The sequence below is a fragment of the Longimicrobium sp. genome (assembly GCA_036389795.1).
Taxonomy (GTDB): Bacteria; Gemmatimonadota; Gemmatimonadetes; order Longimicrobiales; family Longimicrobiaceae; genus Longimicrobium.
On sequence record DASVWD010000213.1, the window covers coordinates 1 to 23,416 of the forward strand.

A 23,416-nucleotide genomic window follows, 5' to 3' on the forward strand; every position below is an offset into this window, starting at 1 on the left:
AACCAGGCCTCGCGCGAGCAGCTCCTGGCGGTGCCCAACCTCGACGCGGCGCTGGCCGACGCGCTCGTCCAGGGCCGCCCCTACGCCGACATGACGGCCGTGGACCGCGTGCTGGCCGGCCGCCTGAGCGAGGAGCAGCGCGACTCCGTCTACACGCGCCTGTGGAAGCCGCTGGACCTCAACAGTGCCAGCGGCGAGGAGATCATGCTGATCCCCGGCGTGGGCGCCCGGATGCGGCACGAGTTCGAGGAGTACCGCCCCTACCGCAACATCGAGCAGTTCCGCCGCGAGATCGGCAAGTACGTCGACGACGAGGAAGTCGCCCGCCTGGAGCGCTACGTCACCATCCGCTGACGCGGGTCAGCCACTCGACGGGCGGACGTCGAACGGCCGCCGCTCCGAGCAGGGGCGGCGGCCGTTACCCAGATGGTGCTCGGGTTGCGCCGCGGATTCGGACCGCACTATATTTTCGTGCAGAAGATCTATAGAGGAACTTCGGGATGCCACGATCCACAAAAGCAGCCGATCCGCTCTCCACCGCGCTCGCCTCCGGGGCGATGGCGCGGCTCGTCCGCTACTTTGCCGTGAACCCCGAGTCGCGCCCTCACGTCCGCGCGCTGGAGCGGGCGACGGGCCTGGGGCCGCGCTCGCTCCAGACCGAGCTCGACCGGCTGTCGTCGCTCGGCGTGCTCGTGCGCGAGGAGGACGGCGCGCGGGTGCGCTACCGGCTCGACGAGACCCACCCGGTCTGGCCGCATCTGCGCCAGCTCGTGCGCCACCTCAGCCGCCCGGCGGACGTGCTTCCCTTCGCCCTCGCCGAGGTGCGGGGGATCGACGCCGCCTTCATCTTCGGCTCTCACGCGAAAGGCGCGGCGCGGCCCGACAGCGACGTGGACCTCTTCGTGGTGGGCGACGCCGTGGACGAAGCCGAGCTTCTCCGGCACACGCTGGAGACCGGCGTCCTGCTCGACCGCGAAGTGAACGTGGTCACGGTCGGCCGCGCCGAGCTGGCCGAGCGGCTCGCCGCCGGGCGGCACTTCTTCCGCGAGGCGGTTGACGGGGCGAAGCAGTGGGTCGCGGGCTCGCAGGCCGCGCTCAGCTTCTTGCCGGGCACGACTGCGGAGGTGAGCGGATGATCCGTCGCCCGCCTGGAGCGCTACGTCACCATCCGCTGAGGGCTACGGATAAGCAGCTGGCGATCGGGGGATCAAGCGAAGCGGTCATCTGAGCCGCTACCGCGCCCAACCCACCTGCCACGGTGAGTAGATCCTTCGGCCCTGCTGTCATCCAGGCGAACGCTGGTTCTGTGCGACCGGGCCTCAGGATGACGGCAAAACCAAGGGATCTTTCCTCCCGCCCGTCGCGCGAAGCGCCGAAGTCCCTCCCCTGAAGTTCGGGGGAGGGACAGGCGCGCCAGGCGCCAGGGCGGGGGCCCCTGCCGCCGCGCCGGAGCCAGTCGAAGCGCCGCGGATCAGGCCTTCTACTCAGGCCAGATCACGCGGCGCTGACGTCCTTACCGCTGAAGATTCCGCTCCTCCCCTACCGCGCCCCCGCCGCGCCGACGTTCCGGGCCGTGACGTAGAAGTTCTCGTCCACCCGGAAGGCGCCGGGGCTCGACAGGCGAAGCTGGGCCGTCTTCCAGGCTTCCGTGGGACGGATCGTCTCGAAGGCGCCGTCGGCGAGCGTCACGCGCACCGGCATGTCGAAGCCGGGGACCACGTTGGCCCAGCGGTACCGGAGCGTGGAGCCCTCGATGCGGTACTCCAGCACGGGGATGCGCGTGGTGGTCAGGTACTGCTGGAAGACCTTCGAGAGGTCGATCCCCGACTGGCGGCTGATGTACTCCGTCACCTGACGGCCGGTGACGGTCTGGTGGCGGAAGGTGGTGTTCAGGCCGCGCAGGACGGCGCGCCACTTCTCGTCGTCGCCGACCACCTGGCGGATGGTGTGCAGCATGTTGCTGCCCTTGTAGTACATGTCGCCCGACCCCGGCTTGTTGACGCCGTAGGGGCCCACCACCGGGCGGTCGTTCTGGATGTTGCGGCGGACGCCGACGATGTAGCGCGCGCCGGCCTCCTTCCCCTGCTGGCACTCGGTGTAGAGCCCCTCGGAGTAGGCGGTGAACCCCTCGTGCACCCACATGTCGGCGATGTCCTTCGTGGTGATGTTGTTGCCGAACCACTCGTGGCCGCTCTCGTGCACGATGATGAAGTCCCAGGCCAGCCCCAGTCCCGTTCCCGAGAGGTCGCGCCCCAGGTAGCCGTTGCGGTAGCGGTTGCCGTACGCCACCGCGGTCTGGTGCTCCATCCCCAGGTGCGGCGTCTCCACCAGCTTGTAGCCGTCCCGGTACCAGGGGAACGGGCCGAACCAGCGCTCGAAGCAGGCCAGCATCGGCCTGGCCTGCTGGAACTGGCGCCGGGCCGTCTCCAGGTGGTACTCCAGCGGCCAGAAGTCCAGCGTCAGCCGCCCGCCCTCGCCCTCGTAGACGTCGCTGAAGTGCGCGTACCGGCCGGCGTTGACCGCCACGTCGTAGTTGTTGATGGGGCTGGAGACGAACCACTCGTAGGTGGTGGTGCCGTCGCCGTTGCGCGTGGTCCGGCGCAGCCGGCCGTTGGAGACGTCCACCATCGGGTCGGGGACGGTGATGGCCACCCGCTGGCTGTCGGGCTCGTCGGCCTGGGTGTCCTTGTTGGGCCACCAGGCGCTGGCGCCCAGCTCCTGCACCGCGGTGGCCACCCACACGTTGCCCAGGCTGTCGCGCCCCCACACGAAGCCGCCGTCCCAGGGCGCGTTGCGCGCCACGCGCGGCCGGCCGTGGTAGTGCACGGTCACGGTCTTCTGCCGCCCCACCGGCTGCGGCGCCGCGGTGCGCACGAAGAAGGCGTTGCCGTCGCGCCGCCAGGTGAGGCGCCGCCCGTCCTGCAGCACGCTGTCCACCTCCAGCGGCACCTGCAGGTCGATCTGCATCTCCCGCGCGGGCCCCGTCACCCGGTAGGTGATGCCGGTCTTCCCGCGGATGCTGCTGTCGGCGGGGGTGATGGCCACGTGCAGGTCGTAGAAGGTCACGTCCCACCACGCGCGCGCGGGCCCGATGGAGCCGCGCAGCGTGTCGGCGCGGGTGATGGGCTCCTCCTGCGCCGCCAGCGCGGCGGGCGGGGAGAGGACCAGGCAGGCGAGCAGGGCGATTCTGCGCATCGTGGGCTCTGGCTGGAGCGACAGGGGATCGGGGCCGCGCGTTCCGGCGGCCGCCCGCGCTCAACCTCGGTGCCGCGGCCCGGGAGCGCAACCGGGGCGGCGGCGAAACCCGCCCCCCGCCGCGCCCCGGGAGATCCACCGCACGGGATTCCTCCGCCGGGTCCCGGGGATGGCGCCCGCTCGCGCCGGACGGAGGCTCGAACGTGAACGGGGTGCGTCCGCGGCCCGGCCCGCCGCGCGGCCGGCGGGGTTGACAGGCGGCGGGAGCGGAGGGTAATGTACGACCACCACGTTTCGCGACCACTTGCGACCGGACCGTTCTACGTGCTGACCCGATCCGCTCTCCGCCCCTGCTGTTGTTGTCGTGGCATCCTGATCCCCATCGGGGAGGCGGGAGTGGAGAGCGTGTGCACCGGCGGACGCGGCGAGTAGCGTCTCAGGGAGCAGAAGCGACCCGGACCCCGGCCTGCCCGCGCAGGCCGGGGTTTTTGCGTTTTCGACCGAGCCAACCGCCACCGACGAGCCGACGACGATGCAGACCACCCTGACCATCACCCCCGTCGTCCGTGCGGCCGCGCCGACCTGGTCCGGCGAGGCCGACCCGTCCATCCACGAGCACTGACCGCCGCTTACGATGCGTCTTCTCGTGCCTCCATCCCCGCTCTTTCGGGCCACCGTGCGCGACTGTTGTCGCACCTGCCCGTGGGCCGCGGCATGTCGGTGCGCCGTGGCCGGGGGCGCGCGCTGCCGGGGCGGACCGTAGCCAGGTCCTCATGCACGGCGGCAGCGGACGCGGCACCCCCGGCCACGGCACCCCCAGCGGATGCCGTGGCCGTCTTCATCGCGGCGGCGGAGCACACGAACCCCCGGAGCAGAGGCGATGGACTGGAGAGCGACGCTGGCGGGCCTCCTGGTGGGCGGCCTCATCGGGATGACGGGGATGGGGGGCGGGTCGGTGATGACCCCCCTGCTGATCGTGGGGCTGGGGGTGCCGCCCCTGCAGGCGGTGGCCAGCGGGCTGGTGAACGCCGCGGTCACCACCGCCGTCGGCGGGTGGGAGCACGTGCGGCTGCGCACCTCGGACCTCGGCGCCGTGGCCCGGCTGGCGGCGGGGAGCGTCCCGGCCGCCGTCGTCGCGGTCTTCCTCTTCTCCCGCCTGGGCCTCTCCACCCCCGCGCTGGAGCAGTCGGTCAAGCACGCCGTGGGGATCGTGCTGATGCTGCTGGCGTCGGCGCTGCTGGTGCGGGGCCGCCTGGGCGACGGGCGGGCGCCGGCGCCGCGCCGGGTGCCGGGGTGGCTCCTCTCCGGCGGCGGAGCGGTGGTGGGGGCCACGGCCGGGATCACCTCCATCGGCTCGGGGAGCCTGACCACCGCCTTCCTCTCCACGGCGGCGCGCGCGGATGGGCCCCGCCTGGTGGGCACCGTGATCGTGCACACCGCGCTGCTGACCTTCGCGGCGGGGCTGGCGCACCTGGCCGTGGGCGCGGTCGACCCGGCGCTCACCCTGTCGCTGCTGGCGGGGTCGGTCCCGGGGGTGGTGATCGGGAGCCGCGTCACCCTGCGGGTCCCCGAGCGGGTGCTGCGCGAGGCGCTCGCCTCGGTGCTGCTCATCCTGGGCGTGCTGACCTTCGCCTCCCGGCCGTCCGCCGAGCGCGGCGTCGCCGAAGCCGCCGACCCGGGTCCCGCCGCCGTCCAGCCTCCCGCCGCCGCGCCCGGCGACGCCGGCTGACGCACTTTCGCACTTTCGCACTTTCGCACCTTCGCACTCACCGACGCACCGATGACCGACACCCCGACCCCCGCCGCCCGCAACCTCCACTGGCACGCCGGCCAGGTCTCGCGGGCCGACCGCGAGGCCGCGCGCGGGCACCGGGGCGCCACCCTCTGGCTCACCGGGCTCTCCGCCTCGGGGAAGAGCACGCTGGCGCGCGCGCTGGAGGCCGAGCTGTTCGCGCGCGGCGCCGAGGTGGTGGTGCTGGACGGCGACAACCTCCGGCACGGCCTCAACCGCGACCTGGGCTTCTCGCCCGCGGACCGCGCGGAGAACATCCGCCGCGTGGCCGAGGTGGCCCGGCTCTTCACCGAGTTCGGCGCGATCGTCCTCACCGCCTTCATCTCGCCCTACCGGGCCGACCGCGCCGCGGCGCGCGGCCTCTTCGCCCCCGGCGACTTCGTGGAGGTGTTCGTGGCGGCCGACCTGGCCACCTGCGAGGCGCGCGACCCGAAGGGGCTCTACCGGAAGGCGCGCCGCGGCGAGATCCCCGACTTCACCGGGGTCTCGGCCCCCTACGAGGCGCCGGAAGCGCCCGAGCTCACCGTCGACACCGGGCGGCTCCCGCTGGAGGAGTCGGCCGCGCTCGTCGTCGCATACCTGGAGACCCACGGCTACCTGGGCGCGGGCCGGGCCCTGCGCGCGGCCGACTGAACGGAGCAGAGGAGCGCATGCCGATCACCCCGTACGGAGGCGTCCTGGTGGACCGCCGCGTCCCGCCCGCGGCCGCGGCCGAGCGGCGCCGGGAGGCCGCGCGGCTCCCGCGCATCGCCATCCCCTCCCACACCCTGTCGGACCTGTACCTGATCGCCGTGGGGGGCTACAGCCCGCTCACCGGCTTCCCGGGGCGCGACGACTACGAGAGCGTGGTCGAGCGCATGACGCTGGCGGACGGCCTCCCCTGGTCGATCCCCGTCACCCTCGCGGCCACGCGCGCCGAGGCGGCCCGCTTCGGGAAGGGCGACCGGGTGGCGCTGGTGACCGCGCGGGGCGAGGTGGCGGCGGTGGTCACGGTGGAGGAGACCTTTTCCTGGAGCCGCGACCGCGAGGCCGCGCGCGTCTACGGGACCAGCGACCGGGCGCACCCCGGGGTGGCGCGGCTCGACACGCTGGGCGAGGTGCTGGTGGCCGGCCCGGTGGAGTACCTGTACGAGGGCGACGTCAGCGGCTTCCCCGCCGACAACCTGACCCCCGCCGGGACGCGCGAAGAGTTCGCCCGCCGCGGCTGGCGGACGGTGGTGGCGTTCCAGACCCGCAACCCCGTGCACCGCGCGCACGAGTACCTGCAGAAGTGCGCGCTGGAGGTGGTGGACGGGCTCCTCCTGCACCCGCTGGTGGGCGACACCAAGAGCGACGACGTCCCCGCCGAGGTGCGCATGGAGTGCTACCGGGTGATCCTGGAGCACTACTACCCGCGGGGGCGCGTGCTCCTCTCCGTCCTCCCCGCCGCCATGCGCTACGCCGGCCCGCGCGAGGCCGTCTTCCACGCCATCGTGCGGCGCAACTACGGCTGCACGCACTTCATCGTGGGGCGCGACCACGCCGGGGTGGGGAGCTACTACGGCACCTACGCGGCGCAGGAGATCTTCGACCGCGTCGATCTCGACCGGCTGGGGATCGTGCCGCTGAAGTTCGAGCACGCCTTCTTCTGCCGGCGCTGCGACCAGATGGTCTCTCCCAAGACCTGCCCGCACGACGCCGGGCACCACGTCTTCCTCTCCGGCACCCGGGTGCGCGAGCTCCTGGCCGCCGGCGAGCGGCCCCCAGCGGAGTTCAGCCGCCCCGAGGTGGCCGACGTGCTGGTGCGCGCCTACGCAGGCGAGCGCTCCGCCGCCCGGGCGGCCTGAAATCATCGACCGCGAGGAGTATCCGCGATGAGCACCACGATCGACGAGGCCGCGCTCTCCGAGGTGGAGCGCGTGAAGGAGGAGAGCCTGGGGCTGCGCGGCACCCTGGCCGAGGAGCTGGCGGGCGGGGGGACGCACCTCTCGGGCGACGCGAGCACGCTGCTCAAGTTCCACGGCTCGTACCAGCAGGAGGACCGCGACCAGCGCCGGGCGCGCAAGAAGGAGGGGCTGGAGCCCGCCTACCAGTTCATGATCCGCTCCAAGCTCCCGGGCGGGGTGCTCACGGCCGCGCAGTACCTGGCGCACGACGACCTGGCCGGCCGCCACGCCGACGGCACGCTGCGCATCACCACGCGCCAGGGCTTCCAGTTCCACGGGGTGCTCAAGGGGAGCCTGCGCCGCACCGTGCACGAGCTGAACGAGGCGCTGGTGACCACGCTGGGCGCCTGCGGCGACGTGGTGCGCAACGTGGTGAGCTGCCCGGCGCACGTCCGCGGCGGCCTGCGCGGCGAGGTGGCGCGCATCGCCCGCGAGCTCTCCGACGCCACGCTCCCCGCCACGCGCGCCTACCACGAGATCTGGATCGAGGGGACGCAGGTGACCACGGCCGCCCGGGCCGAGCCCGACCCGCTGTACGGCGAGCGCTACCTGCCGCGCAAGTTCAAGGTGGCCTTCGCCTTCCCCGACGACAACTGCACCGACGTCTTCACCAACGACCTGGGCTTCGTGGTGGTGGCCGAGGACGGCGCGCTCGCGGGCTTCAACGTGCTGGTGGGCGGCGGGCTGGGGCAGACGCACGGGAAGGAGGAGACCTACCCGCGCCTGGCCTCGCCGCTCGGCTTCGCCCGCCCCGGGGAGCTGCTCGAGGTGGCGCGCGCGGTGATCGCCGTGCAGCGCGACCACGGCAACCGCGCCAACCGCAAGCGGGCGCGGCTCAAGTACCTGCTCGACGAGCGGGGGATCGGCTGGTTCCGCGCCGAGGTGGAGGTGCGCCTGGGCCGGCCGCTGGCGCCGCCCGCGCCCGTGGAGGTGACCGGCGTGCACGACCACCTGGGGTGGCACCGGCAGGAGGACGGGCGCTGGCTGCGCGGGGTGTGGGTGGAGAACGGGCGCATCAAGGACGAGGGCGGGGTGCGGCTGCGGAGCGCGCTGCGCGCGGTGGTGGAGCGCTTCGGCGCCAGCGTGCACCTCTCCACCCAGCAGAACCTGCTGCTGACGGATATCGAGGCGGCGGACCGGCGCGAGGTCGACGCGGTGCTGGCCGCGCACGGGGTGATCCCCCCGCGCGAGCTGTCGCTGGCCCGCCGCCACTCGCTGGCGTGCCCGGCGCTCCCCACCTGCGGGCTGGCGCTCGCCGACGCCGAGCGGGCGCTCCCGGGGGTGATCGACCTGCTGGAGCGCGAGCTGGCCGGGCTGGGGCTGGCGGGGGAGGAGCTCACCATCCGCATGACGGGGTGCCCCAACGGGTGCGCGCGCCCCTACACGGCCGACCTGGCCTTCGTGGGGCGCACGCTGAACAAGTACGTGGTCTACGTGGGCGGCAACCCCGAGGGGACGCGGCTCGCCTTCCCGGTGGCCGAGCTGGTGCCGCTGGAGGGGCTGGTGCCCACGGTGCGGCCGCTCTTCGAGCGCTTCCGCGACGAGCGGCTCCCGGGCGAGCGCTTCGGCGACTTCTGGGCGCGGGTGGGCGCGCCGGGGGCCGCCGAGCCGGTGGAGGCGGCCGCATGAGCGCCGCCGCTTCGACGCTGGGCGTGGAGGCGCTGGCCCGCGCGTACGAGGGCGCCGCGCCCGGGGCGGTGTTGCGCGCGGCGGCCGACGCCTTCGCGCCCGGCAGGCTCGCGGTGGTCTCGGCGTTCGGGCCGGGGAGCCTGGTGGTGATCCACCTCCTGGCGGAGCTGGGGCTGGAGCTCCCGGTGCTCTTCGTCGACACGCTGCACCACTTCCCCGAGACGCTGGAGCTGGCGGAGCGGGTGCGGGAGCGCTACGGGCTGGACCTGCGCGTGTACCGCCCCGCCGCGAGCCGCGCGGAGTTCGAGGCGCGCTGGGGCGAGCGCCTGTGGGAGCGCGACCTGGACCTCTACCAGCAGGTGGCGAAGGTGGAGCCGTTCCGCCGCGCCACGGCGGGGCTGGAGGGGTGGATCACCGGGCGGCGGCGCGATCAGGCGGCCACGCGCGCGCACCTCCCCGTGTTCGAGGGCGGCCTGCAGGTGCGCGTGAACCCGCTGGCCGCCTGGACGCGGCGGCAGGTGTGGGAGTTCATCCTGGCGCACGGCATCCCCTACAACCCGCTGCACGACCGGGGCTACGCCAGCATCGGCGACGAGCCGCTCACCACGCCCTTGCAGGCCGGCGAAGACGAGCGCGCCGGCCGCTGGCGCGGCGCGGGCCGGACGGAGTGCGGCATCCACCTCTCGTGACCTGACCCGGAAAACAGCGGCCTCAAGTCTTTTGATGGTTCTCACAGAGGACACGGAGGAAACGGAGAACTTCGCTCCGACTCCCGCTGTTTCCCTGTGTTCTCCGTGTCCTCGGTGAGAGTAAAGCCGTTCTGACGATTTCGTGCGGATGATGACGGTCGCGGCTACGGCTCTCCGCTTCGCGACTGCTCTTCCTCCAGCGCGCGGACGTCCTCGATGAGCTGCGCGACGTCGTAGGGCAGGGTGCCGTCGTAGACGCCGCGGATGCGCCGCCCGGCGTCGAGCAGCACCAGCGTCTCGGTGTGGACCAGGTTGCCCGCGGTGTTGCCGCCGGGGTCGTCCAGCTCCACGAAGTACGACTCCCGCGCCAGCCGCCGGATCTCCTCGCGGCCGCCGGTGAGCAGGCGCCACTGCCGCCCGTGGATGCCGTGCCGGTGCGCGTAAGCCGCCAGCGCCCCCACGCTGTCCGCCTCGGGGACCACGGTGTGGGAGAGGAGGAGCACCGCCGTGTCGCCCGCGAACGCGTCCCGCACCCGCGCCAGGCTGGAGCGCAGCGTCGGGCAGATCTGGCCGCACGAGGTGAAGAAGAAGCTCGCCACCGTCACCCTGCCGTTCAGCTCCCGCGCCGTCACCGTCTCGCCGTGCTGGTCCGTGAGCGCGAAGTCGGCCACGCGGTGGATCGCCGCGTACTCGGGCGAATCCTGCGCGATCCATTCCGGGGTGAGGTCGGGCCCGCGGTAGAACGGCAGCCCCCGCGGCTCGTGCGCGCAGCTTCCAACCGCGATCAGGACGAAGCCGAGCAGGAGTATCCGGCGGCGGGGCCCGCTTTCGTCCGCGGCGTCGCGCATCCGCCGGTCCAGGCGCGGCGGCGACCCTTCTTCGTTTTCCGCCCGCGCGGGAGGGAGCGCGGGCGGCTCGGCGTCGAGATTCATCCGTCTCCCCCTTTCCCCTCGTCTCCCGTGCACCCCTTCGACCCGAGCAGGCCGTAGCGCCGGCCGTCGCGCACCACGTAGCTGGCGCGGAGCGTCCCGTCCGGCCACCACATCCGCTGCAGACCCGCCTCGCGGCCGCGCCGGTAGCGCGCCTCGCGGTACGGCGTCCCGTCGCGGAGCCACTCGCGCGCGACGCCCTCCGCGAAGCCGTCCCGGAAGCGGTAGGCGAACCTCCGCGACCCGTCCTCCCACCACCCCGCGTGCGCGCCGTCCTCGCGCCCGCGTACGTAGCGCCGCCGGTGCCGGGGCGCCCCGCCGGCGTACCAGGCCAGGACCGTCCCGTGCCGCCGCCCGGCCGCGTAGGGCGTCACGCCCGCGAGCGACCCGTCCGCGCGGCGCTCCACCACCCGGCCGGTGAACGGCGCGCCGCGCAGGTAGAGGACGCCGCGCGCGCGGCCGAGCCCCGGGTCCGCCGCGTCCACCTCCCGCCGCGGCGCGTCCGCCGCCGCCAGCAGGAGCAGCATCGCCGCCGGCGCGGCGGTGGACGCGAGCCGCCGCGGGACGTTTGCTCCGATCATCGCCCACCTACCGGCTGGCGGTGCCCGGGACGCCGTAGAAGCCCGCGCCGTTGATGTACGGGTCTTCCGAGGTCACGTGGTAGTGGTAGACGCCCTGCGGGTAGTCGGCCGTGGCGCCGAAGTGGCCGTGCAGCGCGTCCAGGTCGGCGTTGGTCACGCGGCGGCCGTTCTCCACGGGGCCGTAGACCGGGAAGCCGTCGAGGAGGAAGCCCACCAGCGCGTCGCTCCCCTTCGTGCGGCTGAGGTGGAGCGGCTCCACGTGGTAGTGGTAGACGCCCGTCTGCTGGGGATGGCCGTTGTACTGGTCGAACGAGTCGATCTCGCGGCCCAGCGGGCGATTGGGGCCCGCGTACTGGTTGAAGATCGCCACCCCGTTCACCGCCATCCCGATCGGCCCCAGCGGCGTGGGCTGGGGGGCCGCAGCCTGTCGCGGGTGCAGGGGGATGCGGACCACCATCTCCTGCGCCTCGATGCGGTTGGGGTTCAGCACGAAGCCGGGGTTCGCGCCGTCGTACGCCTCGTACTTCGGGTCACTGGGGGCGAAGTAGGGGCTGCCGTGGTCGGGGACGCCGTCGGAGCGCAGGACCACATAGTCGCCGTCGAGCGAGACCTCGACGGTGGCGGCGAACTTCCGGAACACGGCCGGGATCTCCCCGTCCGGTTCCGACGGGCCGACGGAGCTGCTGCCGCAGGCCAGGAGCGTGGCGGCGCCCGCGAGCGCGGTGCCGAGGAGCGCGTGGAGCCGGTGCATGGCGGACCTCCGCGGTTGAGAGGTGGGACGGGTCCATCGCCTTCCCCCTTTCCGACAACGCCACCTCCGCTTCCATTCCATCTCCGCCCGGGCGGGGGACCGCACTCCTTCGAGAGATGTCATTCCGAGTGGAGCCCGATGCGCCGAATCTGCGTCTGGCACGCAGCCGGCCGGGCTCCCGAGGAATCCAGCCGCGGCTGGCCAGGGGTCGGATGGATGCACCGGGCCGGCATCCGCGTGGGGTCGGTAGATTCCTCGGGCGCCGCCCAGCTTCGAGTGTGAAGCAGGCTCGGTGTCGCGGCGCCGCTCGGAATGACAGTCCTGGGGAGAGGCCCCGTGCGCGTGGAATGAGCGCGGCGCCCGGGTTGTCTACGAATGGACGAGGGAAGGGGACGGGGGAGCCGGGGCCACGGGATGCACGACCGCGACGACGACCGGGAGCTGGTGGAGCGGGCGCGCCGCGGCGACCAGCGCGCCTTCCGGCTCCTGGTGGAGCGCTACGAGCCGGTGGTGGCGTCCACCGTCGTCGGCATGCTGGGCCCCGGCGACGACGCCGACGACGTGGGGCAGGAGACGTTCATCCGCTTCTACCGCTCGCTCGGCCGCTACCGGGGCGAGGCGTCGCTGGCCACCTGGCTGCGCCGGATCGCGGTGAACCTGTCGCTCAACGCGCTCAAGCGGCGCCGTCGCTTCGCCCTGCGCTTCCCGAGCCGCGACCGGCCGGGCGCGCGCCTCCCCGATCCCCCGGCTGAGGCGACGGACGAGGCGGAGGCCGGCGAGGCGCGGGCGGCGGTGCGCGCGGCCATCGACCGCCTGGGCCCGAAGCACCGGCCGGTGGTGGTGCTCAGGATGATCGACGGCTGCTCGACGCGCGAGACGGCGGAGGTGCTGGGGATCCGCGAGGGCACCGTGCTCTCGCGCCTCTCGCGCGCCATGCGGGAGCTGGAGCGCTGGCTGGAGCCCTACGCCCGGGAGGGGCGAACGATGGAGGGGGGACGATGAACGACGCGGACCGCGAGCTCCTGCTGCGCGCGGCGCTGGGGGAGCTGGACGGCGGGGAGGAGGCGCGGCTGCGCGAGCGGCTGCGCCGCGAGCCGGAGCTGGCCGCCGCGCTGGAGCGGGCGCGCGCCGCCGCGGCGCTGCTGGCGTCGAGCCGCGCGGAGGGGTTCGGCGCGGGATTCTCCTCCCGCGTCCTCGCGCGGCTGCGGGCGGAGGAGACGGCGCCCGCCGCCGCGCTCGCCCGGGCGCTGCAGCGGCAGTTCCTGCGCCTGGCGCCGGTGGGGCTCGCCGCCCTGGTGGCGCTCGGCGTCCACAACGCCGTCGCCGGCTCGCGCGAGGGCGCGCGCGACCCGCTGGAGGCGGCGCTGGGGCTGCCGGCCGTCACCTTCGAGGCGGCCTACTCGTCCGGGGCGGCGCTGTACGAGCCGGAGCCGTGAGGTGAGCGCGATGAGAATCGAGACCCGGTCGGCCCTGATCCTCCTGGCGACGCTGGCGCTGGGCGTGCTGCTGGGCGCGGTGGGCGGCGGCGCGCTGGCCTCGCGCCGCGCGGAGAAGATCCGCGAGCTGCGCCGGCCACCCGGCTTCGTGGCGCACCTGGAGGAGGTGATCCGCCCCCGCGACGAGGCGCAGCGCCGGGCGATCCGCCCGCACCTGGAGGCCACGGCGCGCCGCAACCACGAGATCGTGCAGGGCGCGCACGGCCGGCTCCGCGCCGAGCTGGACTCGCTGCGCGCGCGCCTGGCGCCCCTGCTGGACGAGGCCCAGCGAGAGCGGCTGGCGGAGTTCGGCCGTCCACCCGAGCGCGGCGGTGGGCCCCCGCCCGGCGGCCTCCCCCCGCCCAAGGGGCCGCCCCCGCGCGACGGACGGCCTCCACGCGACGGCCCCCCTCCGCCGGGCGGGCGGCCGCGGTAGGGGCGGACCAGGACGCGGAACGGGCGCCGGAGCATCGCCTCCGGCGCCCGTTCCGTTCGGCCTCACGACGTTGCCGTCGTCTTCGCGGCGCTTCGCCTCACCGCGGCGCCGACGGGTTCGGCCGGTCCGCCACGTTCTCGTCCACCCGCAGGTTGACGTCCCCCCACGTGCGGTCCGCGTCCAGCACGCCCTGCCACACGCGCACGTACGGGAGGCCGATGGCGTACGGCGGCTGGTCGAGCGAGAAGCCGGAGCCGCCCGCCACCCAGAACGGCGGGCTCTCGGCCCGCCCCGCCCGCTCGTACGCCGCCCGCGCCGCCGCGAAGAGCTGCGCCGCGTTGGCCTGGTGCGCGTAGGTGCCGGGAACGTAGGTGCCGTCGCGCAGCACCTCGCTCACCCAGGCGTCGTAGTACGCGAGCAGGCTGTCCGGCACCGTCCTCATCCGCTCCACGTCCAGGAAGACCACGCTCCCCGGCGCGAACCCCTCGCCCCGGGTCCGCGCGACGGCGTCCTGCGCGTCGGCGCGGCCGCGCTCGGGCGTCAGCAGCGTGCGCGAGCAGACGATCGGCCGGCCCGACGTGGTGTCCGGCGGCGGCGCGCCCTCGAACGCCTGCTGGCCCACGTACAGGATCGCGATCCCCCATCCCATCCCTTCCAGCGCCGCCCGCGTGCCGCTCCACGAAGCGTCGCGGTGGCAGGGCGCGGGGAGGTAGTAGCCGACCCAGCGGTACGGAGACGCCTGGCGCCAGGCGCGCATCGCGGCCTCGCCCGGGTAGACCTGCGCGTCAAAGCCCGGGTGGACGTTCGCGGCGCGCGGCGAGGGACCGCGCGGCGCCGTGGACGGGGCGCACGCGGCGGCGAGCATCAGAGGGAGGAGCAGGACCGGAAGACCGGGACGGCGCATGGCAAATCCTTCTTGCATCGGCGGTTGAGAGGTTCGGCTCGCGCGCTCCCCACGCGAGGACCGTACCGCCCACCGGGCCGCCCGCCGACCGTCCGCGTCCGACGCTTGCCCGCGGGCCGCCGCGCATCGATCTTCGCTGGGAGCTCTCACCGGTCCGTGCAGCCGCGTTCCTCCCCTCCGCGCGAACAGCCAGATGCCTCCCACCGCACGCGTCTTCGCCGCTCTCGTCGCGGGGCTCGCCCTCGGGGCCGTGGCGGCGGCGGGCGAGAGCTCCGCCCTGCTCGCGCTCGCCCGCGTGGCCGAGCCGGTGGGGACGCTGTGGGTCAACGGGATCCGGATGACCGTGGTGCCGCTCGTGGTCTCGCTCCTGGTCACCGGGATCGCCGCGGCGGGCTCGGGCTCGGCCGGGCGGGTCGGGGGGCGGACGCTGCTGCTCTTCGCCGCGCTGGTGGCCGCGTCGGCGGCGTTCGGCGCGCTGGCGGCGCCGCCGCTGGTGGGGCTGGTGCCGCTCGACGCGCAGGCCGCCGCGGCGCTGCGGGGGAGCGTTCCCGGCGGAGCGGCCGCCTCGGTGGAGCTGCCGCCGTTCCGGGACTGGCTCACCGGCCTGGTGCCGCCCAACCCGGTGCGGGCGGCGGCGGACGCGGCCATGCTCCCGCTCATCGTCTTCACCGCGGTGTTCGCCTTCGCGCTCACCCGCACGGCGGCCGAGCACCGGGACGCGCTCGTGCGCTTCTTCCGCGCGGTGGCCGAGGCCATGTTCGTGGTGGTGGGGTGGATCCTGCTGCTGGCGCCGCTCGGCGTGTTCTGCCTGGTGTTCCCGCTCGCCGCCCGCACGGGGGCGCAGCTCGCCGGCGCGGTGGGAGCCTTCCTCCTCGTCGTCTGCGGGCTGACGGTGGTCTCCATCGCGGCGCTGTACCCGCTGGCGGCGCTCGCGGGCGGGGTGCCGCTCCGGCGCTTCGCGCGGGCGGCCGCCCCCGCCCAGGCGGTGGCCTTCAGCACGCGCTCGTCGCTGGCCTCGCTCCCGGCGCTGGTGGAGGGCGCCGAGCGCCGGCTGGGGCTCCCCGCCCACGTCACCGGCCTGGTGCTGCCGGCCGCCGTCGCCGTCCTCAAGTTCGCCTCCCCGATCGTGCGCATCGCGGAGACGCTGTTCGTGGCGCGGCTCTACGGGATCGGGCTGGGCGCGGGAGAGCTGGCGGCGGTGGCGGCGGCGGTAGGTGCGCTCAGCTTCTACTCGCCCGGCATCCCCAGCGGCGGGCTCTTCGTGCTGGCGCCCGTCTACCTCGAGTTCGGCCTCCCCGTGGAGGGGATCGCGCTGCTGATCGCGCTGGACGTGATCCCCGACATGTTCCTGACCACCGCCAACGTCACCGCGGATCTGGCGGTCGCGGCGATCGTCGGGCGCGGCGCCGGTGCCGCGCGGGAGGAGCCGGCGGCCGAGACGCCCGGTCCCGCGGCCGCGTAGCCGACGCGGACCGCGAAAACTCCACCGCCCCGGAAGCCGAAGGCCTCCGAGGCGGTACTCTTCATCGCGGGGGGCGCTCGAGCGCTTCCGGCGGCCGCGATGACGGGCCGGGGACCGACAGCTCGGCCCGCCCGATCTCCACCGGTTTCCGAGGCTTCTTCTTCTCCGGCGGCGTCTGGAAGAGCGTGGCCAGCTTCGCCCTCCCCGGCAGCCGCTCGTCGGAGAGCGCCTCCAGGAAGTCGGAGAGGCGCTTGGAGACCATCACCGAGCCCAGGGTGAGCAGCGTCGTCGGCACCAGCACCAGCACGAAGTAGAGCAGGCGCACCGCCAGCGGCTCGTCGGCCGCCTCGATCAGGTTCATCCCCAGGAAGCCGGTGGTGACGGTGGCGATCAGGCCCACCGTGGTCACCACCGTCAGGCGCACCACCGTGTTGGCCTGCCGCCGGAGCGAGTCGCTGTCCAGGTACTGCGACATGTCCTGCACCTCGCGGCGCACCTCGTCGTACAGGTCCACGGTGTCCAGGTGGCGGCGCATGAGGGCGAAGAGCGAGCGCGCCGGGTCCTGGATCGACACCTCGTGGAACCAGTAGCGGTGGGTGAAGCGCAGGAAGACCTCGAACAAGATGCGGATCTCGCGCTTGAACACCTTGATGCTGGCCGGGTCGCGGATGTCCAGCCGGCTGATGGCGTTCACCAGCCGGTCGCGGAACATCAGCAGCGCCGCCTTGTGGAAGTGCGCGATCAGCCCCAGCAGGAAGTACTGGTGGCGGAACTGCCCCAGCACCCCGCGCTCCGGGTCGGTGAAGAACGGACGGCCCGCCTCGCCCACCACCAGGAAGGTGTAGCCGGTGCAGAGGAAGCGCGTGTTGGCGGCGCCCGGGTCGTCGAGCCCCCAGAACTGGTCGTGGGTGTAGTTGGCCTCGAAGCCGGCCAGGGCGCGCTCCGAGAACGGGAGCCGGTCCGGGCTCCCCGCCTTGGTGGCGAAGGCCAGGCGCGCGAAGTCGGCGCGGGTGAGAGAACGCGGCTCGTCGACGGCCAGGTACGCCATCACCGGCATGCGCAGGTACTCGAGCTGGCGGCAGCGCAGCATCCCCGGCCGCTCCGAGGCGTCCATCACCATCGGCGAGATCAGGTACGTCCAGTCGGCCGAGATGGCGGCGGCGCGGTTGCGGCGCACGAACGACAGGTAGCGGTCCCGGTCCTCGTAGTCCGAGGCGGCAAGCACCTCCCCGCCGCCCGAGAGCCACTCCACCTTGGCCAGGCAGTTGCCGCCGCGGCCGTCCGCCTCCCAGAACGCCGGGTACGAGCGCCCGAAGCGGAAGAGGAGCTCCTGCGCCACCGGGAGCGGCAGGTCGTCGGCGTACGTCTCCACCGCCAGGACCACCACGTCCATGTCGTAGAAGAAGCAGAGGTCCACGTGCGCCACGGAGAGCTCCAGCGGCGGCGAGCCCACGTCCATGGCCACCCGCACGCGCTCGACGTCGCGCCGGCGGAAGACGCGGATGGGAGACTCGCCGTAGCCGCCGTCGCCGCCCTCGCCGTAGAGGAAGCGCTGCACGGCGGGGAGGAAGGTGATGAACTCGCTGTAGTGGCGCATCTGGAAGGCGGCCGGGTCGCCGCCGATCTCGTCGGCCACCTCGAACCAGGGGTCGTCGGGCCCGCCCTTCCCCAGGCTCTCCCAGTGGCGCTGGAACTGCCGCCGGTCCTCCAGTGGCACCAGCTGCAGCGGCCAGAGCAGGATCTGGCGGAAGTGCCGCACCGTGGCGGGTCCGCGCGTGGCGCCGGCGTCTACCGAATCCATCGGTTCTTTCTCCCGCGAGGGTGCCGCACGACGAGGCGCTTCGCGAGCGGCTGAAGCCGCCCGCTGGAACCACGGAAAGCCTCGCCAACCCGCGAGGCTTCAACCGCATGACCATTTCGCTCCGCGCCCGGTCTCCGTCGCGCGAAGCGCCGGGGTGTTCCCCTCTCCCGCAGTCTGGGAGAGGGGAGCGCGGCCCCTGGTCGTGAGGAACGAACGACCGGGGCCGCGCGGGGGAGGGAGCCCCGCCGCGCGTCCCACACGATGCTGCCGCAGCACGCGTCCGGCAACGCCCGCTCGTATGCGGGCAAACATCTTGAACGCGCAACGCTTTCCCGCTAAGCTTCTCGGACGCTCGCACGCGCACCACCCGCCGGCCCCTCCCGGGCCTTCCGCGCCGGGCGAAAAAGACGGACGTCCCCATCCTCCCAACGCAGGGGTGCTGAATGGGTCCCACCGACGTCACCGATCCGCGGTACTACCACAGGGTGGTCGACTGCCAGTGGGCGTGTCCCGCCCACACCAACGTCCCCGAGTACATCCGCCTGATCGCGCAGGGGCGCTACACCGAGGCGTACCTGCTCAACCGCGAGTCCAACGTCTTCCCCGGCATCCTCGGTCGCACCTGCGACCGCCCCTGCGAGCCCGCCTGCCGCCGCACCCGCGTGGACGGCAAGCCCGTCGCCATCTGCCGCCTCAAGCGCGTCGCCGCCGACCATCGCGGCGACGTCGGCGAGTACCTCCCGAAGCCGCCCGCCGTCAGGAACGGCCGCCGCATCGCGCTCGTCGGCTGCGGGCCGGCGTCGCTCACGGTGTGCAACGACCTGGTGCCGCTCGGCTACGAGTGCGTGATCTTCGAGAAGCTCGACCGCCCCGGCGGGCTCATGCGCACCAACATCCCCGCCTTCCGGCTCCCGCCGCGCGTGCTGGACGAGGAGATCGCCTACATCACCGACCTGGGCGTCGAGGTCCGCTACAGCACCCCCGTCACCTCCCTCAAGGCGCTGCTGGAGGAAGGGTGGGACGCCGTCTTCGTCGGCAGCGGCGCGCCGAAGGGGAAGGAGCTGGACGTCCCGGGGCGCTGGGACGACCCCGCCCACGTGCACATCGGCATCGAGTGGCTGGAGTCGATCCACTTCGGCCACGTGGACTCCGTCGGCAAGCGGGTGCTGATCATCGGCGTGGGCAACACGGCCATGGACTGCTGCCGCAGCTCCAAGCGCCTGGGCGCCACCGACGTCAAGGTGATGGCCCGGCGGTCCCGCCCCTACTTCAAGGCCTCGCCGTGGGAGCTGGAGGACGCCGAGGAGGAGGGGGTCGAGATCGTCGAGAACCACGCGCCGAAGTCGTTCATCGTGCAGGACGGCCGGCTGGTGGGGATGGAGTTCGAGCGGCTGCGCTGGTGGGAGGAGGGCGGGCGGCAGAGGAGCGAGGTGGTCGAGACCATCGTCTTCCCCTGCGACGACGTGGTGCTGGCGATCGGGCAGGAGAACGCCTTCCCCTGGATCGAGCGCGACATCGGCCTGCAGTTCGACCAGTGGGACATGCCCGTGGTCGACAAGGTCACCTTCCAGAGCACGCGGGACGGCGTCTTCTTCGGCGGCGACGCGGCGTGGGGGCCCGAGAACATCATCTGGGCGGTGGAGCACGGGCACCAGGCCGCCATCTCCATCCACAACCGCTGCGAGGGCGTCCCGCTCACCGAGCGCCCGCCGTGGGGGATGAACCTGGTGAGCACCAAGCTGGGGATGCACGCCTGGCGCTACAGCAACGACTACAGCCCCGAGCAGCGGACGAAGATGGTGCACGTGGGGCTGGAGACCCGCTTCGCCGCGCTGGACACCGAGGTGGAGCTGGGCTTCACGCCCGAGCAGGCCGCGCGCGAGGTGGAGCGCTGCCTGAACTGCGACGTGCAGACGCACTTCACGGCGGAGCTCTGCATCGAGTGCGACGCCTGCATCGACGTCTGCCCGGTGAGCTGCCTCACCATCACCTGGGACGGGCCCGAGGAGGAGGTGAAGGCGCGCCTCTCGGCTCCCGCGATGAACCCCGACCAGGCGCTCTACGCCAGCGCGCCGCTGCCGCAGACGGCGCGGCTGATGTACAAGGACGAGGACATCTGCCTGCACTGCGGCCTCTGCGCCGAGCGCTGCCCCACCGCCGCGTGGGACATGCGCCGGTTCGACCTGCTCATCCCCTACGCCGGGAGGCCCGCGTGCGCGGCCCACGTGTAGAGCGGCTCTTCCCCGAGGCCGGTCCGTCGGCCAACGGGAAGCCGCGCGCCGGCGAGCGGGTGAACGACTTCGCCTTCAAGGTCGCCACGGTCAACGGCACCGGCTCGGCGAGCGCCAACGGGCTCCTGCTGCAGACGATCTTCCGCATGGGGATCCCCGTCTCCGGCAAGAACGTCTTCCCCAGCAACATCCAGGGGCTGCCCACCTGGTACGAGATCCGGGTGAGCGGGGAGGGCTGGACCGCGCGCACGCCGGACTTCGACCTGATCGTGGCGATGAACCCCGCCACCTTCGAGCGCGACATCGCCGAGGTGCGCCCCGGCGGCTGGCTCCTGCACGACTCGTCCTGGCCGCTCGACACCGCGCTGCTGCGCCGCGACGTCGCCTTCCTGGGCGTCCCCCTGGGGCAGATGTGCATCGAGGCGTTCCAGGGGAGCCGCGAGCGCACGCTGATGAAGAACATCGCGTACGCGGGGGCGCTCGCCGCGCTCATCGACCTGGACGTGGAGGTGGTGAAGGGGATGATCCGCGAGCAGTTCGCCAGGAAGCCGAAGCTGATCGACTCCAACTTCCAGGCCCTGCACCTGGGCTACGACTACGCCCGCGCGCACTTCGACTGCCCGCTGCCGATCCGCCTGGAGCGGATGGACCTCACGCGCGGGCACGTGATGCTGGACGGCAACACGGCGGCCGCGCTCGGCTGCGTCTACGCCGGGGCCACGGTGGGCGCCTGGTACCCGATCACCCCCGCCACCTCGTTGATGGACGCCTTCGCGGGCTTCTGCGCGCGCTTCCGCGTGGACCCGGCGACGGGGCGGAGGCGCTACTGCATCGTGCAGGCGGAAGACGAGCTGGCGGCCGCGGGCGTGGTGGTCGGCGCCGGGTGGGCGGGGGCGCGCGCCTTCACCCCCACCGCGGGGCCGGGGATCTCGCTGATGAGCGAGTTCATCGGGCTGGCCTACTACGCCGAGGTCCCCGCCGTCTTCTTCGACGTGCAGCGCACCGGGCCCTCCACGGGGATGCCGACGCGCACGCAGCAGGGCGACCTGCTGTCGGTGGCCTACGCGAGCCACGGGGACACGAAGCACGTGGCGCTCTTCCCGGCGGACCCGGCGGAGTGCTTCGACTTCGCGGTGCGGGCGTTCGACCTGGCGGAGCGCTTCCAGACGCCGGTGTTCGTGGTGTCGGACCTGGACATCGGGATGAACGACTGGATGGTGCCGCGCCTGCAGTGGGACGACGCCTACCGGCCGGACCGCGGCAAGGTGCTGGACGCGGACGAGCTGGAGCGCGTCCAGAAGTTCAGCCGCTACCTGGACACGGACGGCGACGGGATCGCCGCTCGCTCGCTCCCGGGCGTGCACCCGAAGGGCGCGTACTTCACCCGCGGCTCGGGGCACGACCGCGACGCCGCCTACACCGAGGACGCCGCCGCGTACCAGGAGGTGGTCGACCGCATCGCGCGGAAGATCCAGGGCGCCGCGCGCGCGGTCCCGGCGCCGGAGGTGCGGCTGCGGGACGGGGCGGCGCTGGGGATCGTCTCCATCGGCGGCTGCCACCGGGCGGTGCTGGAGGCGGTGGACCGGCTGGCGGCCGAGGGCGTGGCCGCCGACTACCTGCGCATCCGCGGCTTCCCCTTCGACGACTCGGTGGCGGAGTTCCTCGCCAGGCACGAGCGCGTCTTCGTGGTGGAGCAGAACCGCGACGGCCAGCTCCGCGCCCTGCTGATGCTGGAGACCGGCACGGCCGGCGACCGGCTCCTCTCCGTCCGCGACTACGGCGGCGTGCCCTTGAGCGCGCGCGCCGTGGTGGACGGCGTCCTGTCACAGCTCGCCCCGGTGCCCGCATGACCTCCATCGCCAAGCCGCCGGTCCGCCACCCCGGGCTGCAGACCAACGCGCTGGGGCTCACCCGGCGCGACTACGAGGGCGCCATGTCCACCCTCTGCGCCGGCTGCGGGCACGACAGCGTGACCGCCGCGCTGGTGCAGGCGCTCTTCGAGCTGGAGGTGGTGCCGCACCGCGTGGCCAAGCTCAGCGGGATCGGCTGCTCGTCGAAGACCACCGCGTACTTCCTGAAGCAGGCGCACGGCTTCAACGGCGTGCACGGGCGCATGCCGGCGATCGCCACCGGCGCGGGGGCGGCCAACCGCGAGCTGGCGCTGATCGGCGTCTCGGGTGACGGCGACTCGCTCTCCATCGGCCTGGGGCAGCTCAGCCACGCCATCCGCCGCAACGTGGACATGCTCTACGTGCTGGAGAACAACGGCGTGTACGGGCTCACCAAGGGCCAGTTCTCGGCCTCGGCGGACGTGGGCACGAAGGCCAAGCGGGGCGACACCAACCGCCAGCGGCCGATCGACCCGGTGCTCCTGGCGCTCACGCTCGGGGCCAGCTTCGTGGCGCGCGGCTTCTCGGGCGACAAGGAGCAGCTGGTGCCGCTGCTCAAGGCGGGGATCGCGCACCGCGGCTTCGCGCTGGTGGACGTGATCAGCCCGTGCGTGACCTTCAACGACCACGAGGGCTCCACCAAGAGCTACCTCTCCACGCGCGAGCGCTACCGCGAGGTGGCCCCGGTGGACTTCGTCCCGCTGCGCGAGGAGATCACCGTGGCGCCGGCGGACGGCCCGGTGCGCGAGGTGCGGATGCACGACGGCAGCACGGTGCGCTTCCGCCGGCTCGACGCCGACTACGACCCCACCGACCGGCTGGCCGCGTACGCCACCGTGCAGCGCCTCCAGGAGGAGGGCGAGGTGGTGACGGGCCTCCTCTACATCAGCGAGGAGGGCAGCGAGATGCACGCCCTCAACGAGACCGTCGACGCGCCGCTGGTCGCCCTGCCGTACGAGGAGCTCTGCCCCGGCCGCGCGGCGCTGGAGGAGTTGATGGGGGAGTTTGTTTGAATATCGGACTTCGTAATTAGCCCGACTCTGTTTGCGCTCTTGCCCCGGCGCGTGAGTTTAGTTTAAAAGGTTGTGAGTCCCTGATGAGAGGTTAGCCGATGGAATCCGAGGCACCGACTGTCGCGATCGCCTTCAGGGCAGTCGGTCCGATCACTCGCTCGACCTTGCCCGATGGACCAGCAGAGCCCAAATCCGAGGCCCTGAACGACGTGCTTCATTGGCTCTGGGCGACACGTACTCAGATTCGTCGACTCACCGAAGGAATCAGAACGGAGTTAACATCGAATCAACCCCGGGAGCTATCGCGACGTAGAACTTTCTCACGAACCAGTCTCGATGAGCACCTGCTGCTTGTTTGCGCTGGTCAGTTCGAAAAAGCTGCCCGAACTGCCCGAGAGTATTTCCCTGAAATTGATCTGCCGGCTCCGCTACAAGTGGCGCTTCGCCATCTGAGGAACGTCTATGAGCATTGGGAACAGCACCGCGACACGTTCCGTCAGCCAGGTGTGCCCAAAGAGAGATCAGGAAAGACGTTCACAGCTGCATTCCCGAGTGGCGAACCGTGGGCCATAGACCCTCGGTTATTCACGAAGCTCGGGACATTCGCCGTGCGGCTTTGCGGTCGCTGTCGGAGAGGGCCGTCGGGCGAGAGGTGTGTCTCAGGAGCACGACGCCCCTTTCCCCACGGGTGACCGGGAGGAGGCTCGGCGTCTC

Annotated in this window: 20 protein-coding genes; 14 read left to right on the forward strand and 6 right to left on the reverse strand. The window is 73.0% G+C overall.

Annotated features, from left to right (window positions below; translation table 11 throughout):
* Together VF746_25060 and VF746_25065 are read left to right on the forward strand one after the other, a co-directional pair.
* Positions 1–354: hypothetical protein (locus VF746_25060; protein HEX8695709.1), on the forward strand; the 354-nt coding region annotated here is incomplete at its 5' end.
* A gap of 146 nt (positions 355–500) precedes the next feature.
* Complete coding sequence (locus VF746_25065; GenBank protein ID HEX8695710.1) at positions 501–1,136, forward strand: nucleotidyltransferase domain-containing protein; 636 nt, start codon at positions 501–503, stop codon at positions 1,134–1,136.
* Positions 1,137–1,539: 403 nt separating this feature from the next.
* Here VF746_25065 and VF746_25070 read toward each other — a convergent pair whose 3' ends face one another.
* A complete protein-coding gene (locus VF746_25070) occupies positions 1,540–3,195 on the reverse strand; it encodes a M1 family metallopeptidase (GenBank protein ID HEX8695711.1) in 1,656 nt (551 codons plus the stop codon).
* Positions 3,196–4,075: 880 nt separating this feature from the next.
* On the opposite strand from VF746_25070, the gene VF746_25075 reads away from it, so the two are divergent.
* From VF746_25075 to VF746_25095, 5 genes are read left to right on the forward strand one after another with little or no spacing between them, the layout of a single operon-like run.
* Positions 4,076–4,924, forward strand: coding sequence for a sulfite exporter TauE/SafE family protein (locus VF746_25075; protein HEX8695712.1), 849 nt, complete (start codon positions 4,076–4,078; stop codon positions 4,922–4,924).
* A gap of 51 nt (positions 4,925–4,975) precedes the next feature.
* Positions 4,976–5,620, forward strand: coding sequence for an adenylyl-sulfate kinase (gene cysC / locus VF746_25080; GenBank protein HEX8695713.1), 645 nt, complete (start codon positions 4,976–4,978; stop codon positions 5,618–5,620).
* A 17-nt stretch (positions 5,621–5,637) separates the two neighbouring features.
* A complete protein-coding gene (gene sat / locus VF746_25085; protein HEX8695714.1) occupies positions 5,638–6,813 on the forward strand; it encodes a sulfate adenylyltransferase in 1,176 nt (391 codons plus the stop codon).
* 27 nt (positions 6,814–6,840) lie between these two features.
* Positions 6,841–8,541, forward strand: a complete 1,701-nt coding sequence (locus VF746_25090) for an NADPH-dependent assimilatory sulfite reductase hemoprotein subunit (protein HEX8695715.1) — start codon at positions 6,841–6,843, stop codon at positions 8,539–8,541.
* The gene (locus VF746_25095) at positions 8,538–9,230 is read left to right on the forward strand and encodes a phosphoadenylyl-sulfate reductase (protein HEX8695716.1); all 693 of its coding nucleotides are present in this window, start codon (positions 8,538–8,540) and stop codon (positions 9,228–9,230) included. Before VF746_25090 ends, VF746_25095 begins: the two co-directional genes overlap by 4 nt.
* Before the next feature lie 164 nt (positions 9,231–9,394).
* On the opposite strand, the gene VF746_25100 is transcribed toward VF746_25095, so the two are convergent.
* The 3 genes from VF746_25100 to VF746_25110 are packed head-to-tail and all read right to left on the reverse strand — an operon-like array spanning position 9,395 to position 11,491.
* Positions 9,395–10,162: an SCO family protein gene (locus VF746_25100; GenBank protein ID HEX8695717.1), complete on the reverse strand. Its 768-nt coding sequence runs from the start codon at positions 10,160–10,162 to the stop codon at positions 9,395–9,397.
* Positions 10,159–10,740: a hypothetical protein gene (locus tag VF746_25105; GenBank protein ID HEX8695718.1), complete on the reverse strand. Its 582-nt coding sequence runs from the start codon at positions 10,738–10,740 to the stop codon at positions 10,159–10,161. The genes VF746_25100 and VF746_25105 overlap by 4 nt, the downstream gene beginning before the upstream one ends.
* Positions 10,741–10,747: 7 nt before the next feature.
* On the reverse strand, positions 10,748–11,491 hold the full coding sequence (locus VF746_25110) for a YHYH protein (protein ID HEX8695719.1): 744 nt from the start codon (positions 11,489–11,491) through the stop codon (positions 10,748–10,750).
* A gap of 414 nt (positions 11,492–11,905) precedes the next feature.
* On the opposite strand from VF746_25110, the gene VF746_25115 reads away from it, so the two are divergent.
* Genes VF746_25115 through VF746_25125 form a run of 3 tightly spaced genes read left to right on the forward strand, consistent with a single transcriptional unit; the run spans position 11,906 to position 13,402 of the window.
* On the forward strand, positions 11,906–12,493 hold the full coding sequence (locus tag VF746_25115; GenBank protein ID HEX8695720.1) for an RNA polymerase sigma factor: 588 nt from the start codon (positions 11,906–11,908) through the stop codon (positions 12,491–12,493).
* Complete coding sequence (locus VF746_25120) at positions 12,490–12,927, forward strand: hypothetical protein (GenBank protein HEX8695721.1); 438 nt, start codon at positions 12,490–12,492, stop codon at positions 12,925–12,927. Before VF746_25115 ends, VF746_25120 begins: the two co-directional genes overlap by 4 nt.
* A gap of 10 nt (positions 12,928–12,937) precedes the next feature.
* A complete protein-coding gene (locus VF746_25125) occupies positions 12,938–13,402 on the forward strand; it encodes a hypothetical protein (protein HEX8695722.1) in 465 nt (154 codons plus the stop codon).
* 97 nt (positions 13,403–13,499) lie between these two features.
* On the opposite strand, the gene VF746_25130 is transcribed toward VF746_25125, so the two are convergent.
* On the reverse strand, positions 13,500–14,306 hold the full coding sequence (locus tag VF746_25130; GenBank protein ID HEX8695723.1) for a glycoside hydrolase domain-containing protein: 807 nt from the start codon (positions 14,304–14,306) through the stop codon (positions 13,500–13,502).
* 193 nt (positions 14,307–14,499) lie between these two features.
* On the opposite strand from VF746_25130, the gene VF746_25135 reads away from it, so the two are divergent.
* On the forward strand, positions 14,500–15,768 hold the full coding sequence (locus VF746_25135; GenBank protein HEX8695724.1) for a cation:dicarboxylase symporter family transporter: 1,269 nt from the start codon (positions 14,500–14,502) through the stop codon (positions 15,766–15,768).
* Positions 15,769–15,829: 61 nt separating this feature from the next.
* On the opposite strand, the gene VF746_25140 is transcribed toward VF746_25135, so the two are convergent.
* Positions 15,830–17,569, reverse strand: coding sequence for a hypothetical protein (locus VF746_25140; GenBank protein HEX8695725.1), 1,740 nt, complete (start codon positions 17,567–17,569; stop codon positions 15,830–15,832).
* A 443-nt stretch (positions 17,570–18,012) separates the two neighbouring features.
* Between VF746_25140 and VF746_25145 the strand changes: the two genes are divergently transcribed.
* The 3 genes from VF746_25145 to VF746_25155 are packed head-to-tail and all read left to right on the forward strand — an operon-like array spanning position 18,013 to position 22,702.
* Positions 18,013–19,800 (forward strand): FAD-dependent oxidoreductase, encoded by a 1,788-nt coding sequence (locus VF746_25145; protein HEX8695726.1) that lies wholly within the window; start codon positions 18,013–18,015, stop codon positions 19,798–19,800.
* Positions 19,782–21,650, forward strand: coding sequence for a 2-oxoacid:acceptor oxidoreductase subunit alpha (locus VF746_25150; GenBank protein ID HEX8695727.1), 1,869 nt, complete (start codon positions 19,782–19,784; stop codon positions 21,648–21,650). The genes VF746_25145 and VF746_25150 overlap by 19 nt, the downstream gene beginning before the upstream one ends.
* Positions 21,647–22,702 carry a 2-oxoacid:ferredoxin oxidoreductase subunit beta gene (locus tag VF746_25155; GenBank protein HEX8695728.1) on the forward strand — a complete coding sequence of 352 codons (1,056 nt, stop codon included), beginning with the start codon at positions 21,647–21,649 and terminating at the stop codon, positions 22,700–22,702. The genes VF746_25150 and VF746_25155 overlap by 4 nt, the downstream gene beginning before the upstream one ends.
* The last annotated feature ends 714 nt before the right edge of the window (positions 22,703–23,416 follow it).

Coding starts and splice junctions, on each gene's coding strand:
- VF746_25065 (HEX8695710.1), top strand. CDS start 501: ATGCCACGATCCACAAAAGCAGCCGATCCGCTCTCCACCGCGCTCGCC.
- VF746_25070 (HEX8695711.1), bottom strand. CDS start 3,195: ATGCGCAGAATCGCCCTGCTCGCCTGCCTGGTCCTCTCCCCGCCCGCC.
- VF746_25075 (HEX8695712.1), top strand. CDS start 4,076: ATGGACTGGAGAGCGACGCTGGCGGGCCTCCTGGTGGGCGGCCTCATC.
- cysC (HEX8695713.1), top strand. CDS start 4,976: ATGACCGACACCCCGACCCCCGCCGCCCGCAACCTCCACTGGCACGCC.
- sat (HEX8695714.1), top strand. CDS start 5,638: ATGCCGATCACCCCGTACGGAGGCGTCCTGGTGGACCGCCGCGTCCCG.
- VF746_25090 (HEX8695715.1), top strand. CDS start 6,841: ATGAGCACCACGATCGACGAGGCCGCGCTCTCCGAGGTGGAGCGCGTG.
- VF746_25095 (HEX8695716.1), top strand. CDS start 8,538: ATGAGCGCCGCCGCTTCGACGCTGGGCGTGGAGGCGCTGGCCCGCGCG.
- VF746_25100 (HEX8695717.1), bottom strand. CDS start 10,162: ATGAATCTCGACGCCGAGCCGCCCGCGCTCCCTCCCGCGCGGGCGGAA.
- VF746_25105 (HEX8695718.1), bottom strand. CDS start 10,740: ATGATCGGAGCAAACGTCCCGCGGCGGCTCGCGTCCACCGCCGCGCCG.
- VF746_25110 (HEX8695719.1), bottom strand. CDS start 11,491: ATGCACCGGCTCCACGCGCTCCTCGGCACCGCGCTCGCGGGCGCCGCC.
- VF746_25115 (HEX8695720.1), top strand. CDS start 11,906: ATGCACGACCGCGACGACGACCGGGAGCTGGTGGAGCGGGCGCGCCGC.
- VF746_25120 (HEX8695721.1), top strand. CDS start 12,490: ATGAACGACGCGGACCGCGAGCTCCTGCTGCGCGCGGCGCTGGGGGAG.
- VF746_25125 (HEX8695722.1), top strand. CDS start 12,938: ATGAGAATCGAGACCCGGTCGGCCCTGATCCTCCTGGCGACGCTGGCG.
- VF746_25130 (HEX8695723.1), bottom strand. CDS start 14,306: ATGCGCCGTCCCGGTCTTCCGGTCCTGCTCCTCCCTCTGATGCTCGCC.
- VF746_25135 (HEX8695724.1), top strand. CDS start 14,500: ATGCCTCCCACCGCACGCGTCTTCGCCGCTCTCGTCGCGGGGCTCGCC.
- VF746_25140 (HEX8695725.1), bottom strand. CDS start 17,569: ATGGATTCGGTAGACGCCGGCGCCACGCGCGGACCCGCCACGGTGCGG.
- VF746_25145 (HEX8695726.1), top strand. CDS start 18,013: ATGGGTCCCACCGACGTCACCGATCCGCGGTACTACCACAGGGTGGTC.
- VF746_25155 (HEX8695728.1), top strand. CDS start 21,647: ATGACCTCCATCGCCAAGCCGCCGGTCCGCCACCCCGGGCTGCAGACC.